We start from the raw sequence: 14,547 nt of genomic DNA on the forward strand, positions 1-14,547 counted from the left end.
GGGAGTCAGACGAGGGTGATCGAGACGAGGGCGCGGTCGCCGACCTGGAGATCCTCCTTGCGGCGTACGTCCTTCTTGATCGGCAGCGCATAACCTTCCTGACCTGGGAAGACGGAGGTCCTCCAGATGGTCGTGCCGATCCGGGCCTCGACCTTCACCGAACCAAAGCCGCGCGGCGGACCGGTCGCGATCGATGCCTCCCGGATCTCCTCGGTGATCTCGGGCGGAGCGGTCACGAAGATCCAGGCATCGGTCTCGCCCTTCCACGGCCACAGCTCGGCCTCGAACTCCCAGGTCTCCATGCGCTCATCCTCCTCCAGAAAGCCGTAGGTCGCTCGCTCGGTCGGCTACTAGGGTGCGGCCATGGCTGCCCCTCGCTCACTCGACCAGAGACTCGCCGACACCCGCGCTCGCCTGGAGAACGACATCGATCTGTGGATCGCGTCGGCGCACGCCGACCAGCCGTGGCTGGTGCCGATCTCCTTCGTGTGGTGGGAGGGCGAGATCTGGATCGCGAGCATGGGCGGGGCGCGTACGCAGCGCAACCTCTCCGCCTCTCCGGTCGTGCGTCTCGCGCTCGGCGAGCTGCGCGACGTGGTGATCATCGACGGTCGGGCCGAGGTCGAGCCGATGGAGCGTACGCCGCCGCGGGTCCTCGAGATCTACGCGGCCAAGCAGGGTGGCGACCCGAGCCGCTGGGCCGACAGCCTGATCCGGGTTCGGCCGACCAAAATCCAGGCCTGGCGCGAGGAGAACGAGCTCGAGGGTCGTCACCTGATGCGGAACGGCCGCTGGCTGGACGCGGGTGGGCCGGATGGAAGCTGAGCTGTCGCTGACCGAGGACACCTTCCGGGCGCTGGCCCGCTCGTCGCCGTGGCGCTTCTCCGCTCTGCACTTCACCTGGCGGACGCCGACGGACGGTGACGTCGAGTGCTGGCTGCGTCGGCCCGGCCGGCTGCGGGTGCGCGACGCCTCGGGTGATCGTGCCGTCAACGAGAAGGCGGCCGAGCCGGTGCCCGAGCCGGTCCTGCGCCCCGACGGTCTCGTGGCGCGCCGGCCGCGGGCCTACACCCATGAGATCGACGACCCGATGTGGAACAACTACGTGTTCGTGTCGATGCTCGATCCCGAGGAGCTGTCGGCCGATGTGGCGCTGAGCGACCTGCGCTCGGAGCCGCGGGCTGGTCGCGAGACGTGGTGGGCGCGGGCGGTTCCCGATGAGGGGTACGAGCCGCGGTGCGGCTGCTGTCCGCTGCTGTGGTCCCGGGTCAGCGACTGGTTCGAGTACGGCGACGGCGCCCCGGGGTGGGAGCCGCCCGCGGGGACGGTCTACCCCGAGGCGTACGAGATCGGGCTGGACGTGGCGACCGGCGTCGTCGTGCAGCTGAGCCCGCTCGGCGGCTCCCGGCCCGATCTCGCCTTCGAGACCACGATCCATGAAGCGGGAATGTCGGTGGCCTCTGCTTAGGTGGTGGTGAGGACGACATCCGATCCAGACGGAGGAGATGTCATGACCATCAGCACGACCATCGATGAGGAGATCGAGCGGCTCGAGGAGGAGCTCGGCGAGCGGCCCGCCTGCGAGTGCAGCTGTGGTAGCCCGGACAGCGACGCAGAGCCTTGTGGCGAGGTGGCGGCGTACGCGGTGACCGTGCTCTGTCCTGACGACCGCTGCACCCACACCTACCTGCTGTGCCGCGAGTGCCGGGACCAGTGGGTCGAGAGCTGTCCACCACCCCATCAGCTGCGCGTCGTGGCGCTGGGGTGAGCCTCATGCCACCGGCACCACCCACACGTCGGCGACCGACGGGTCGTAGTCCGCGCCGGTGTCCTGGAACCGGATCCGCACCGAGCCGTCAGCGGTCGGTGCCGAGGGCTCCACCAGGAACTGGTGGGTCACGGTGCCCTGACCACCGGCCGAGCGGGTCAGGTCCACGCTGTGGGCGATCTGACCGTCCAGCTCGACGTCGTAGGTCTTGCGTCGCGCTCCGTCGAACGTCTCGACGACACGCACCACGAACGATCGGTCCGTCGGCACCGCGGCGTCGAACTCGAACCAGCCGCCGGGGTAGGAGGAGTGCGTGTAGCGGCGGGTCAGACCGGCCTCCTGATTGGTCCCCGACCGCTCGGAGGCGGTCAGCCCGTGGGCCGACTCCGAGGTCGTCTCGCCGAGATCGATGTGGTCGGTCGAGTCCGCCGGTGGCGTCGCGAGGCCGACGGTCACGGTGGCTGCCGCCTGCTCCGTCGGTGTCGCCCCGGTCGAGACGGTCAGGGAGACCGGACCTGCCACGACCGTCTGCGGCACGACGACCTCGATGTCGATGTCGGCGTCCTGACCTGCCGGGATCTCGTAGCCCGCCGGCTCCGCCGCCCAGCCGCCGGGTCCGGCCAGCGACAGCTCGCCGCGCTGGGTGACGTCGCTGCGGTTGTGCAGTGTGGTGGTGATGGTCGCGGTCTGCCCGCCGTCGACCGCCGCCGGGGCACTCGACGTCGCGGTGATCTGCACTCCGGAGCCGATCAGCAAGGTGCCTCCCAGCGGCAGCGTGGCGGTGCCGCCCGAGCGGCTGTAGGACAGCTCACCGGTCAGGTCGACGGGACCCACGGCAGCATCTCCGGGCACGCTCACCTCGTAGGTGTGCTCGACCTGGCCGCCGGCGGGCACGGTGCCGGCGACGGCACCGACCGGTTCCACCGTCCACCCCTCCGGCATCGCGAGCGACGAGCTGACCTCTTCCAGCGACTGCTTGCCGGAGTTGTCGACCCGCACCGAGACCTCGACGACATCACCGGGGAGCACCTCGCCCTCGGGGACCTGCAGCGTGGCGACCGCGCCGACCAACCTGGCCGATGCCCGGGAGAGGCTCTTCCCGATCGTCGTCAGCCGGTTGCTCAGACCGGTCGCGCTCGCTTCGGGGAGAGTGCCGTTGTCGGCGTACATCTGGACGGTCCGGCCCAGGCTCGAGGCCGCCGCGAGGGCGCGGTGGACCGCCTCGGCGATCCGCTCCTCGTCGGCGTCACCGGCTGTGAGGTCCCAGGCCTCGCCGATCTCGGCGCGCAGTGATGCGGTCCGATTCGCGAGGTCGCGCTTGGCGGTCCTGCCGGCGGACCCGTCGAGCGACAGCGAGGAGACGTCCGCAGCCGTCTTGGCGGCTTCGGCCCGGGCGGCGCCGATGTCGCCGAGCGCGGGAACGACCCTGAAGCTGTAGTCGCCGGACCCGATCTCGAGGACGACCACGTGCTCGCTGTCGTCGTAGCGTACGAACTCGACGTCCTCCGAGCTCTCGATCGGCGATCCGCCCTCGGTGACCGCCCAGCGGTTGGCGGCCGGGATCCGCACCTCGGCGGTCGTGTTCGCCGGAACGGTCACGTCGAGGGTCATCGGTCCGTCGTCGGTCGCCCAGTCGCTCTTCACCGTGCCGTACGGCGTCTGCAGGCTGTAGTCGACGTGGTCGACCCCCGCGCCGGGCTCGGGCGCGATCCTCACCTTGCGATAGCCAGGCTCGGCCGCAGACACGCCGGCCATGGTCCGATACATCCACTCGCCGACGGCTCCGTAGGCGTAGTGGTTGAAGGAGTTCATGCCGACGTCGTTGAAGGTGCCGTCCGGGTTGATCGAGTTCCAGCGCTCCCAGATCGTGGTGGCGCCCTTGCCGATCTCGTAGCCCCACGACGGGTAGTCCTCGTGCTGCAGCAGCTTGTAGGCGATGTCGGTGCGCCCGGCCTTGGTCAGCGCCGGCAGCAGCCCGTCAACGCCGAGGAATCCGGTGGAGAGGTGGTAGTCACGCCGCTCGAGCGTCTGCACGAACTGGTCGTAGACCGCGTCGCGACGGTCCTCGGGCTCGAGGTCGTTGGTCAGGGTGAGGATGTACGCCGTCTGGCTGTCGCCCTTGACGGAGCCGTCCGCGGCGATGAACGCCTGTTGGTAGGCAGCCCGGATGGCCTCGTAGCGGGCCCGGTAGGCAGCGGCGTCGGCGTCCCTGCCGACGGCCTCGGCCATCTGCGCGAACTCCCGGGTGCTCTTCGCGACGAAGGCGGTGTCCAGGACGTCCGCTGGCGTCGGGTCGTCGAGGTTGAGCCAGTCCAGGTAGCCGCCGGCGGATCTGATGTGTCCGGTCGAGTCGGCGTCGAGGAAGTCGACGTATCGCTTCATCATGTCGTAGTTCTCCGTGATGACGCCGGTGTCGCCGTAGGCCTGCCACAGCGTCCACGGGACGTGGACGCCCGCGTCCATCCAGCCTGCCGACTCGTAGCCGCCGTCGAAGCGACCGGGGACGACCGGGGCGACGCCGGGCAGCGACCCGTTCGGGCGCTGGGTGTCGCGCAGGTCCTGCAGCCACTTGGTCAGGAACGACTCGGAGTCCATGTTGTAGACCGCCGTGCGGGCGAACACGTTGATGTCGCCGGTCCAGCCCATCCGCTCGTCACGTGCCGGGGTGTCGGTCGGGATGGAGAGGAAGTTGCCGCGCATGCCCCACACGATGTTGCTCTGCAGCTGGTCGATCAGGGGCGAGCTGGTGTCCAGGGTGCTGGTCAGGTCGCCGTCGGTGCCGACCACGACACCGACGATGTCGGCGGCGTCGGGGGCCTCGTCCAGCCCGGAGATCTCGACGTAGCGGAAGCCGTGGAAGGTGAACGACGGCTCGAAGGTCTCGGGCTCGGCGGAGCCGATCGTGTAGGTGTCGGTGGCCTTCGCCGAGCGCAGGTTGGCCGTATAGAGGGTGCCGTCGGGGTTGAGCACCTCGCCGTGGCGGATCGTGACCGTCTGGCCCTTCTCGCCCTGCACGGTGAGGCGGACGTGGCCGACCATGTTCTGCCCGAGGTCGTAGAGGTAGACCCCGTCGGTCGGCGAGTCGATCCGCTCGGCGGTCTCGAGCTCCTCGGTGACGCGTACGTCCACGGCCGTCTGCGGCTCGAGCACATCGGTCGGCTCGTCCCTGACGGCGACCGGTGCCCAGTCCTGGGCGTCGAAGCCGGCGTCGTCCCAGCCGTCGACCTCGGCCGCGCGGCGGGCGTCGTACCACTCACCGTCGAGGAGGTCGGCCTCGCGGGTCGGCCCGCCGGTCGTACGCCAGCTGTCATCGGTGCGGACGACCGCGCTGCTGCCGTCGGAGTAGTCGACGACGAGTTCGGCGATCAGTGAGTTGTCGGCGCCGTAGACGTCGGTGCCGAACATCGCGACCTTGCCGGAATACCAACCCGGAGCCACCTCCGCCCCGAGCACGTTCGAGCCCGAGGTGACCAGGTCCGTCACGTCGTAGGTCTGGTAGTCGATGCGCTTGTCGTACGCCGTCCAGCCGGGTGCCAGCTCGGTGTCGCCCACCCGCTTGCCGTTGAGCCGCAGCTCGTAGACACCGCGTGCCGAGGCGTAGACCCGAGCGCGGGTGATCTCCTTCGAACCCAGGTCGACCTCCTTGCGCAGCAGCGGGACCGCGTCGTCGCTGCGCAGCCACGCCTCGCCGCCGGCGTTGTCGACCCGGAGCCCGCCGGTGGTGACGGTGCCGGCGGTGAAGGTGCGGTCGCCGGTCGGGAAGTCGGTGTCCACGAGGACGGTGCCGGACGCGCTGGTGACGGTCACGTCGTGGACCAGTCCGTGCTCGGCCCCGCTGGTGCGGAAGCCCATCACCCCCGGCCCGGCGAAGGTGACGTCGGTGCGCCGGTCGAGTTGCTGGCCGTCGATCGAGGTGGTGATCGTGTCGCCGGCGACGGTGATCGCGTAGTCGTGCTCGGCGGCGAAGTCGAAGCCGCTCGGGACCGCCTTCGCCGGGAGAACGGAGTAGCCGCCGTTGCGCTTCACGTGCGGGCGGAGTGCGTCTTCGGCATCGCTGAACTGCCACATGTAGGCGTTCTCGGTGTTCTGGCCGCGGAAGTAGACGCCGAGCGCTCCACCGATGTCGGAGGCGGTGAACTCGATCGTGTAGTCGGTCCACTCCGCGCCCAGCTCAGGAGTCTTCGCGCCGATCCAGTCCGCCGTCCACGCCTCGTTCCCGAGGCCGGTCGCGAACGTCGCCGGCTCGCTCCAGGCGGACGCGACGCTCTCGTCATCCCAGACCCGCACCGACCACACGTAGTCGGTGCGAGGCTTCAGCGCGGGCCCGGCGTACCGGACGTCGACGGACTGCCCGGACCTCACCTTCCGGCTGTCCCACACGTCGGGCGAGGTGAGCCGCCGCTCCGAGGTCGCGACCCGGATCTGGTACGCCTTCTGGGTCACCCCGCGGCGGTCGGAGTCGACCTGCCAGCCGAGCGTGGGGGCGGTCGTCGCGATGCCGAGGGGATCGACGAGCGCATTCGTACGCAGCTCGCTGACGACGGGGACGGTGCCCGTCGCCACGTCCTCGGTCGACGGGGTGGCGCCGGCGGCGCCGGCGGCGAGCGGTGGAAGTGCGGGCGAGAGGGCGATGGCGAGGGTGGCCGTGACCAGCCCGGCGATGTGTCGGCGCACGCGGACTCCTGAGATCGAGGAATTGAAACGCTTCACCGAGTATGGCGTGCGTCACATCAGCGTGCAGTGACTTGGCCGCATCCGGCCACGACTATCGATTCAACCCACGGTCAGGAGGTGAGGTCGCCGAGGGACTCGGCATCGACGATCCGGTACGCGTAGCCCTGCTCGGCCAGGAAGCGCTGGCGGTTCTGGGCGAAGTCGGCGTCGACGGTGTCGCGGGAGACGATCGTGTAGAAGTGTGCGGTCTTGTTGCCGTCGCCGGGGCGCAGCAGCCGGCCGAGGCGCTGCGCCTCCTCCTGACGGGAGCCGTAGGCGCCGGAGACCTGGATCGCGACCTCAGCCGAGGGCAGATCGATGGAGAAGTTGGCGACCTTGGAGACGACCAGCAGGTCGATCTCGCCGGACCGGAAGGCGTCGAAGAGCCGCTGGCGCTCCTTGACCGACGTCTTGCCCTCGATCACCGGGGCGTCGAGCGAGGCGGCGATCTCGTCGAGCTGCTCCAGATACTGGCCGATCACCAGCGTCGGCTTGTCGGCATGGGAGGCGACGATCTCCTTGACGACGTCGATCTTGTGGTGTGTGCAGGAGGCGATCCGGTAGCGCTCGTCGGGCTCGGCGGTGGCGTAGACGAGCCGCTCGTCGGCGGGCAGGGTCACCCGCACCTCGACGCAGTCCGCCGGCGCGATCCAGCCCTGCGCCTCGATGTCCTTCCAGGGAGCGTCGTAGCGCTTGGGGCCGATCAGGGAGAACACGTCTCCCTCGCGCCCGTCCTCGCGCACCAGGGTTGCGGTGAGGCCGAGGCGCCGGCGGGCCTGCAGGTCGGCGGTCATCCGGAAGATCGGGGCGGGAAGGAGGTGGACCTCGTCGTAGACGACCAGACCCCAGTCGCGGGCGTCGAGCAGCTCCAGGTGGGGGTAGGCACCCTTCCGGCGCGCGGTCAGCACCTGGTAGGTGGCGATCGTGACCGGCCGGATCTCCTTGACCGACCCGGAGTATTCGCCGATCTCGTCCGGGGTCAGTGAGGTGCGGCGTACGAGCTCGTCCTTCCACTGGCGCGCGGAGACGGTGTTGGTGACGAGGATCAGCGTGGTCGCCTGGGCATGTGCCATCGCGGCGGCGCCGACCAATGTCTTGCCGGCACCGCAGGGGAGCACGACGACGCCGGAGCCCCCGTGCCAGAAGGACTCGGCCGCTTCCGACTGGTAGGGGCGGAGCGCCCAGTCGGTGGTGTCCAGCGCGATCGGGTGTGCCTCGCCGTCGACGTAGCCCGCGTAGTCCTCGGCCGGCCAGCCGAGCTTGAGCAGCGCCTGCTTGAGGTTGCCGCGCTCGGAGGGGTGGACGGCGACGGTGTCCTCGTCGAGTCGCACGCCCAGCATCCCGGCGACCTTCTTCGCCCGGACGACCTCCTCCAGCACCGCGCGGTCGGAGGAGACCAGCACCAGCCCGTTGGCCGGGTTCTTCTCCAGCCGCAGCCGGCCGTAGCGAGCCATCGTCTCGGCGACATCGACCAGAAGCGAGTGCGGCACGGGATAGCGTGAGAACTCCAGCAGCGTGTCGACCACCTGCTCGGCATCGTGTCCGGCCGCGCGGGCGTTCCACAGGCCCAGCGGGGTCAGCCGGTAGGTGTGGATGTGCTCCGGCGACCGCTCCAGCTCGGCGAAGGGCGCGATCGCCTTGCGGCACTCGGCTGCCCGGGCATGGTCGATCTCGAGCAGGAGCGTCTTGTCCGACTGGACGATCAGGGGGCCGTCGTTCACCGGACCAGCCTACGGGCCGCCCTTCTTCACAATCCTGGTCGGACGCCGCGGATCCGGGACATGGCGAACGAGCGCTCGTCGTCGCCGACCCGGGCCGTGAGCGAGCCGCCGTCGAGGCTCAGCGGCTGGACGCGTGCCTCGCCGGCAACCCCGCGGCCGTCGACGTAGGAGATCACGACCTGCTCACCGGCATCGATGGCCTCGTGCAGGATCGCCATCGTCGAGGCAGGCTCGGGCGGGGAAGTGCGAGAGGCGGCGGTCTCGTCGCCGGTCTTGACGCGCGCCGCCACCGCCGTCGCGCGCACGGTCTGGTGGGCCTCGTGGGCACCCGCCGGCCGCTGCGCGTTGCGAGCCTTGGCGCGCTTGGCGTCGGGGCGCGCCACGTGGACCGACCCGTCGGGCGCCTCGACGACCGGCGCCAGGCCGAGCTCGCGCAGCCGGGGGAGGAGCGAGTCGAGCGCGACGGTGCTGACGACCACCGTCGGCGCGAGCCGGCGCAGTCCCAGGGACTCGGCCGCCGGATGGGCCAGCAGCTCGGCCAGCGCGGCCTCGTCGTCGCTGCGCAGGTAGGCGGCGGCGAACCCGACCCGGACCGTCCCGAACGTACGCGCCGTGTCGTCGACCAGGTAGGTCAGCGCCTGGGGCACCGGGGTGCGGGAGGCGGCGGTGAGGAACGCGTGGATCTCGGTGGCGGTCCAGCCGCGGTCCATCGCCCGGCGCACGGACTCCTTGGTGAACCGGTAGACCGTCGCCCCACCGTGCGACTCCACCGTCGCCACCACGGCAAGCGTGCGGGCCAGCGCGGGCTCCAGCGGGCCAGGAGCGACCGCGGTCAGGTCGCCCTGCAGCAGGACGTGGTCGACCGGCTCCGGCAACAGCCCCGTCAGGATCGGGACCGGGTCCTCACCCGCCACCAACCCCCGTCCGTACGCAGCCAGCCCGCCGAACGCCGCCAGTCCGAGCGTCTCCGCCTCGGTGAGCGTCCAGGTCACCAGCGACTCCCGGGACTCGGTGCGGCTGCGCGGTCGGCGCGGCCGCACCCAGGCCAGCCGGGCCACGACGGCGGCGGGGCCGGTGCCGGCGGCGAGCACCTCGCCGTCCGGCACGCCTGCGAGCAGCTCCAGCGTCAGCCGCCGCATCTCGACGGCCGAGGCGCCGGCCATGTCGGGCGCCAGCGCGTTCCACGTCTTCCCGGCAGGGTCACGCTGGCCGACGAGGCCCGGGAGTCGGGGCGAGGCGAGCCAGGCCGCGGCCACGTGCGCCCACCGGGCGGCCAGCGGCCGCTGCAGCCACTGGTCGAAGAGCTCGGTCGGCATCCACGACGGGTCGCCCTCCTCGTCGGTGCCCAGCGCCAGCAGCCCGGAGGACCAGGACACCTCGATCAGCAGCGCCGCGGTGGGCTCGGTGACGTGGAGTCGATCGGCGGTCGCCTTCAGGTCGCGCACCGTGAGGCCGGACCCTCCTCGCAGCGACCGGGGCGGGGTTGCGCCCCAGGAGTCGAGGAGCAGCTCGAGGTTGCGGACGAGCTCGAAGGCGGCACCCGCGGCCGCCCTGTCGACCAGTGACGACGCGCGCGTGGAGGTCGGCAGCGAGGGTGGCACGTCCACCCGGTCGCGCGTCGTCCGCCCACCGCGGAGTGTGAGTCCGACCTCACCGGGCAGCGTCAGCATCCCGTCGCCCGAGGACACCAGCAGCCCGTGGGCGATCAGCTCCTCCGCCGGCCCGGAGGCCTCGGCCACCGATACGCGCGGGCGCGCGTGGGTGGAGGAGGCCTGCCCGCCGGCGGCGTCGACGGCCTCCAGCATCGCGCGGGCCTCGGTGGAGACGGCCGCCAGGCGGCGTACGACTTCTTCCTGGTCAGCCCCGAGATCGCCGGCGAACGGCTGGAGGCCGGAGGCACCCGGCGAGCCCCGCAACAGGGTCGCGACTCCGGTCACGGCGCGCAGGCCGCCGAGCGCGTGCCACACCAGGCCGCTGTCCTCCAGATGAGAAAGTGCCCGTGTCGTGGCGTCCACTTCCGCGTTCACCATGGAAGATAAGTGGGCTTTGGTGATTTGATTCGCGAGGGCAACGGCATCAAGCACGATCAGCTCGAGATGGTTAAGGTCATCCATCGCGTAGTGCAAGGATGTGCGAGTGGCTGCTCGGGCGGCGAGTTGGCCGGAGTCATGAGGGGACGGCGTGGCGAGATCAGGACGAGCAAGAAGCAGGCGTGAGATGCGCTCTGTGGGCCAAGAGCGCAGCTGGTCTGCGAGAGAGCGGAAGCCTGTGTCCATCGGCATCACGCTATCCCGCCAGGCCTAGGGGGCGAGATGTCCAGGAAAGTAGTGATCGCGCACGGGGCGGCGACCGATGTCGGCCAGGTGCGGAAGGTCAACGAGGACTCCCACGTGGCCGAGCCCCCCGTCTTCGTCGTCGCCGACGGCATGGGCGGACACGACGGTGGTGACATCGCCAGCGAGATGGTGATCCAGGAGTTCGCCAAGCTCGGCGGCACGCACTATGTGTCCGAGTCCGGCAGCCAGGCGATGGTCGAGGCGCTCCAGGCCGCCCAGGACCGGATCGTGGCCTTCGCGCTCGAGCAGCGCTCGCGCGGGGCCTCCGACTACCAGTCCGGCACCACCTGCGCCGCGGCCCTGATCGCCGACGGCGGAAGCAGCCCGTTGTGGATCCTGCTCAACGTCGGCGACTCGCGCATCTACCGGTTCTTCGACGGTACGTTGAGCCAGCTCAGCCGCGACCACAGCCTCGTCCAGGAGCTCGTCGACTCCGGGCAGATCACGCGCGAGCAGGCCGAGCACCACCCCGAGCGCAACGTGGTGACCAGGGCGCTCGGCGGGATGGCCCCCGCGGTCCCCGACATCTTCCAGGTGACCCTCCCGGTGGGCGCCCGGCTGATGCTGTGCTCGGACGGCGTGAGCGGAATGATCTCGGATGCCGAGATCGCCGACATCCTCGCCGCCGAGGACACAGATGCACGTGACACGGCCGAGAAGCTCGTCGCCGCCGCGGTCGAAGCTGGTGGCAGGGACAACGCCACCGCGATCGTGGTCGATGTGATGGGATTGGCCGAGGAGAACCCGTATGACTCGGAGCAACAAAGGGTGAGTATGGAGCAGAAGCTAGGAGTGCTGCCATGAGTGAATCAGCAACCGTCGCAAGCACGTCCTACACGCCGGGCACTTGGTTCGGCATCATCGGTGAGAGCGCCACGGTGCTGCTCCCGCCCTCGGAGAAGAGCCGCGCGGGAGCGCTGTGGGCTCTCGTCGACGACGGCGCCGGGTTCGACGAGGTGCTCGACGCGCTCGTCGCGACCGGGCTCAGCTCGTTGCCGGGCTTCGTCCTCGTCTCCGGGGACGTGACGCCTGACGGCGGCAGCGTACGCACCGTCGTGCGCGGCCCGTCGGTGGTCTCCTTCGAGGCCGGCGAGGGCGCCGTCGAGGTCGACGGATCTTCGTCGAAGACGTGGGTCGAGCGCACCCTCGAGGGTGTCACCCGGATGTCCATCTCCCTCGGCGAGGAGGGCGCGACCGGTGAGCCGATGACCGCGCTCGGTGGCCTGTTGCGGGTCTCGGGTCTCGAGGTCCCGCCGCCGGCCCCGGAGTCCAGCCAGGACGACTCGCCGGAGAGCCGCGCCGGTTTCGTGCCCGCCCCGGTGGCGGTCGAGGAAGCCAGCGATGACAGCGAGGACAGCGTGGACGAGCCGGTGCAGGCCGACCCGCTCACCGACCCGCTGCCGGAGGAGACCTACGACTCCGTCGAGGAGCAGGGTCTGGACGAGGAAGAGCCGCTCGCGGCTCCGCCCTCGCTCTCGGTCGTGCCGCCGATCCCGGTCTCGGGTGACCTTCCCGGTCTCGCCGACGCCGACGCCGACTCCGACACCGACTCGGACGAGCCGGTCTCGGTGAACCGTGGTGAGGAGTCCGGCGAGGCGTCGGCCCCGCGCCACGACGACCTGACCGAGCCGACCGACGCGTTCGAGATGCCGGCCGCGTCGCAGGACGAGGAGGAGGAGGACGACCAGGACTACCCGGAGTCGGCCTCCCGGAGCTACGAGGACGACTACGCCAGCGACGAGCACGCCGCCGCCGTGGCGTCGTCCTTCGGGCCCTCAGCGGTCTCTCCGGAGCCGGTGTCCGAGGCCGAGGTCGCCGCCGACGCGGAGACCGAGGTTCTCGCCGCCGTCGAGGAGGAGCAGCCCCACGAGGAGCCGCAGTCTTACGACGAGCCCGAGTCCGCGCAGGCGCCCGACTTCGGTCCGCCGTCGATGCCGCCTCCGCCGCCCCTGACCGCGCCTCCGCCGCCGCCCGAGGCGCCGCCCGCTTCCTTCGAGGACGCGCCTGCCGGCGGTCTGATCGAGTCCCCGCCGGTCGACGGCCCGATCGAGGCACCGCCCGTGGACGGCCCGCCGGCCCCTGCGCCGGTGACCGACATCCCGCCGGCGCCCCCGGCCCCGCCCGCCTTCCCGGCCCCGCCCGCACCGCCGGCTCCGCCGGTGGCTCCGGTCCCCGAGACCCACGACGAGCCGGTCTGGGAAGGGCCCAACCCCGATGAGGACGACCACGACGGTCTGACCCGCATCGGTGTCGGCGAGGACCTCAACGCCGGCCTCGCCGGGATCCCCGGCCAGCCCGAGGCCCCGAAGGTGACCGCCTACCCGGTCGCGCGCCTGGAGTTCTCCAGCGGCGACCGTGTCGAGGTCGACCGGGTCGTGCTCGTCGGTCGAGCTCCCGAGGCGAGCCGGTTCACGCCCACCGAGCAGCCGATGCTGGTGACCGTGCCGAGCCCGCACCAGGAGATCTCCTCGACCCACTGCGAGATCCGTCCGGGTGCCGGTGTCGACCACGGCGCCGCAGTGGTCACCGACCTCGGCTCGACCAACGGCACCGTCCTGGTCCAGCCCGGGCTCGGCCCGGAGGACCTGCGTCCCGGCGTACCCGTCCAGCTCATGCCGGGTGCCGTCATCGACCTCGGTGACAGCCTCACGATCCGGGTGACCAACCCGTGAGTCATCGGCTCTCGCTCGTGTCGCCGTCCTCCGTGGAGGCGGCGGCATGAGCGAGCGTCAGCGAGCGTCAATGGGCCTCAGGTCGTTGCCTCCGTATTCTTCGTCTATTCCTACGGAGGCGGCGGCGTGAGCGTGGCCGGCTTTCAGGCTCCGTCGGTCGAGGCAGCGATCGCGGAGCCGGACCGCCGGTTCTACGCGTTCGCCATCGACCGGGTGATCGCATGGGCGATCTTCGCCGCGGCGGGATCCGCCGCCTGGCTGATCTTCTTCCGCAACGGAAACGCGCTGGCCGGGACCGGCCTGGTCGCCGGTGTGGTGCTGGTGGTCTGGCTGGTCGGCACGGTCCTCACCGGCTCCGGTGGCAAGACCCCCGGAAAGATGGCCCTCGGGCTCCGCGTGGTCAGCGACGACTCCGGGGCCGCGGGTCGCCCGATCGGTGTCGGCAAGGCGTTCGTACGCCAGGCCCTCCTCGGTCTCTGCACGATCCCGACGCTCGGCATCGGCACCGCCACCTTCGCCTGGGTCGCGGCGATGGACGAGCGTGGCCGCCGCCAGGGGTGGCATGACCGCCGTGCGGGCTCGGTCGTGGTCGACGTACGTCCTCCGCCCGTCGTCGAGGCCGAGGAAGAGGCGCCGGCGCCGCGCCGCATCGTCAACCTGACCACGATGCGTCTGAAGCAGGCCGAGGCCACCCCGGAGCGTGCCGAGCGGCCGCAGACTCCGGCGGCTCCGACCCAGAGCCCCGCAGCCCAGGCAGCGGCCGCGCACGCCGTGGCCGAGGCCCAGGCAGCTCCGACCCAGGTCGGGGTGCCAGTCGCTCGTCAGGCGCCCTCGGCCCCCGTGCCGACTCCGGCTCCGCCCGCGCCGCCGGCTCCGCTTGCCCCTCCGGCAGTGGCACCCGTGGCACAGCCGGCTCCTCCGGCACCGCCCACATCGGCCCCGCCGCTCGCGGCGACGGCTCGTTGGCGGGTCACGTTCGACACCGGCCAGAGCTTCGTGGTCGAGGGTCTGGCCATCGTCGGCCGTGGCCCCGAGCCGCGCCCCGGCGAGGAGGTCTCTCACCGGGTGGCCCTCTCCTCGAGCGACATGTCGCTGTCCAAGACCCACGCCCAGTTCCAGGTCGCGGCCGACGGAACCCTCGTGGTCATGGACCGTGGTTCCACCAACGGCACCACCCTGATCCGCCAGGGTGCCGCACGCGCCCTCGGCGCCCGCCGCCCCGCGGCGCTCGTCGACGGCGACAAGGTCAAGTTCGGCGACCGCACCATGGATGTGGCCCGCGAGGCCTGACCTGCTCCCGCCGAGTCCGCAGTTGTGGGCGACGAAACAGCAGTTTC

General features: G+C 71.1%; 10 protein-coding genes. 6 read left to right on the plus strand and 4 right to left on the minus strand.

Going from position 1 to position 14,547, the window contains the following annotated elements:
* Nucleotides 1–5: 5 nt before the first annotated feature.
* On the minus strand, nucleotides 6–302 hold the full coding sequence (locus ACFVDI_RS10700; protein ID WP_378904080.1) for a DUF1905 domain-containing protein: 297 nt from the start codon (nucleotides 300–302) through the stop codon (nucleotides 6–8).
* A gap of 61 nt (nucleotides 303–363) precedes the next feature.
* Here ACFVDI_RS10700 and ACFVDI_RS10705 point away from each other — a divergent pair, with 61 nt between their 5' ends.
* The 3 genes from ACFVDI_RS10705 to ACFVDI_RS10715 are packed head-to-tail and all read left to right on the plus strand — an operon-like array spanning nucleotide 364 to nucleotide 1,768.
* Entirely contained in the window at nucleotides 364–825 is a 462-nt protein-coding gene (locus ACFVDI_RS10705) for a pyridoxamine 5'-phosphate oxidase family protein (protein ID WP_378904083.1), read from the plus strand.
* Nucleotides 815–1,468 carry a hypothetical protein gene (locus tag ACFVDI_RS10710; protein ID WP_378904086.1) on the plus strand — a complete coding sequence of 218 codons (654 nt, stop codon included), beginning with the start codon at nucleotides 815–817 and terminating at the stop codon, nucleotides 1,466–1,468. The genes ACFVDI_RS10705 and ACFVDI_RS10710 overlap by 11 nt, the downstream gene beginning before the upstream one ends.
* Nucleotides 1,469–1,510: 42 nt before the next feature.
* Nucleotides 1,511–1,768: a hypothetical protein gene (locus ACFVDI_RS10715; RefSeq protein ID WP_378904088.1), complete on the plus strand. Its 258-nt coding sequence runs from the start codon at nucleotides 1,511–1,513 to the stop codon at nucleotides 1,766–1,768.
* A gap of 3 nt (nucleotides 1,769–1,771) precedes the next feature.
* On the opposite strand, the gene ACFVDI_RS10720 is transcribed toward ACFVDI_RS10715, so the two are convergent.
* The 3 genes from ACFVDI_RS10720 to ACFVDI_RS10730 form a co-directional block, all read right to left on the minus strand.
* The gene (locus ACFVDI_RS10720; protein WP_378904090.1) at nucleotides 1,772–6,442 is read right to left on the minus strand and encodes a family 78 glycoside hydrolase catalytic domain; all 4,671 of its coding nucleotides are present in this window, start codon (nucleotides 6,440–6,442) and stop codon (nucleotides 1,772–1,774) included.
* Between the two features lie 110 nt (nucleotides 6,443–6,552).
* Nucleotides 6,553–8,202 carry a DNA repair helicase XPB gene (locus ACFVDI_RS10725; protein ID WP_378904094.1) on the minus strand — a complete coding sequence of 550 codons (1,650 nt, stop codon included), beginning with the start codon at nucleotides 8,200–8,202 and terminating at the stop codon, nucleotides 6,553–6,555.
* Nucleotides 8,203–8,228: 26 nt separating this feature from the next.
* Complete coding sequence (locus tag ACFVDI_RS10730; protein ID WP_378904097.1) at nucleotides 8,229–10,217, minus strand: helicase-associated domain-containing protein; 1,989 nt, start codon at nucleotides 10,215–10,217, stop codon at nucleotides 8,229–8,231.
* Between the two features lie 297 nt (nucleotides 10,218–10,514).
* Here ACFVDI_RS10730 and ACFVDI_RS10735 point away from each other — a divergent pair, with 297 nt between their 5' ends.
* The 3 genes from ACFVDI_RS10735 to ACFVDI_RS10745 all read left to right on the plus strand — a co-directional run bounded on the left by ACFVDI_RS10735 (nucleotide 10,515) and on the right by ACFVDI_RS10745 (nucleotide 14,500).
* Nucleotides 10,515–11,342, plus strand: a complete 828-nt coding sequence (locus ACFVDI_RS10735; protein WP_008360931.1) for a PP2C family serine/threonine-protein phosphatase — start codon at nucleotides 10,515–10,517, stop codon at nucleotides 11,340–11,342.
* Nucleotides 11,339–13,210 (plus strand): FHA domain-containing protein, encoded by a 1,872-nt coding sequence (locus ACFVDI_RS10740; protein ID WP_378904100.1) that lies wholly within the window; start codon nucleotides 11,339–11,341, stop codon nucleotides 13,208–13,210. Before ACFVDI_RS10735 ends, ACFVDI_RS10740 begins: the two co-directional genes overlap by 4 nt.
* Nucleotides 13,211–13,342: 132 nt before the next feature.
* Entirely contained in the window at nucleotides 13,343–14,500 is a 1,158-nt protein-coding gene (locus tag ACFVDI_RS10745) for an RDD family protein (RefSeq protein WP_378904103.1), read from the plus strand.
* The last annotated feature ends 47 nt before the right edge of the window (nucleotides 14,501–14,547 follow it).

This window comes from Nocardioides sp. NPDC057767 (genome assembly GCF_042798275.1).
In the GTDB taxonomy this organism is placed as follows: domain Bacteria; phylum Actinomycetota; class Actinomycetes; order Propionibacteriales; family Nocardioidaceae; genus Nocardioides.

Bases quoted from the DNA above. Each gene is read 5' to 3' on its own strand.
- ACFVDI_RS10700 (WP_378904080.1), bottom strand. From the start codon at position 302: ATGGAGACCTGGGAGTTCGAGGCCGAGCTGTGGCCGTGGAAGGGCGAG.
- ACFVDI_RS10705 (WP_378904083.1), top strand. From the start codon at position 364: ATGGCTGCCCCTCGCTCACTCGACCAGAGACTCGCCGACACCCGCGCT.
- ACFVDI_RS10710 (WP_378904086.1), top strand. From the start codon at position 815: ATGGAAGCTGAGCTGTCGCTGACCGAGGACACCTTCCGGGCGCTGGCC.
- ACFVDI_RS10715 (WP_378904088.1), top strand. From the start codon at position 1,511: ATGACCATCAGCACGACCATCGATGAGGAGATCGAGCGGCTCGAGGAG.
- ACFVDI_RS10735 (WP_008360931.1), top strand. From the start codon at position 10,515: ATGTCCAGGAAAGTAGTGATCGCGCACGGGGCGGCGACCGATGTCGGC.
- ACFVDI_RS10740 (WP_378904100.1), top strand. From the start codon at position 11,339: ATGAGTGAATCAGCAACCGTCGCAAGCACGTCCTACACGCCGGGCACT.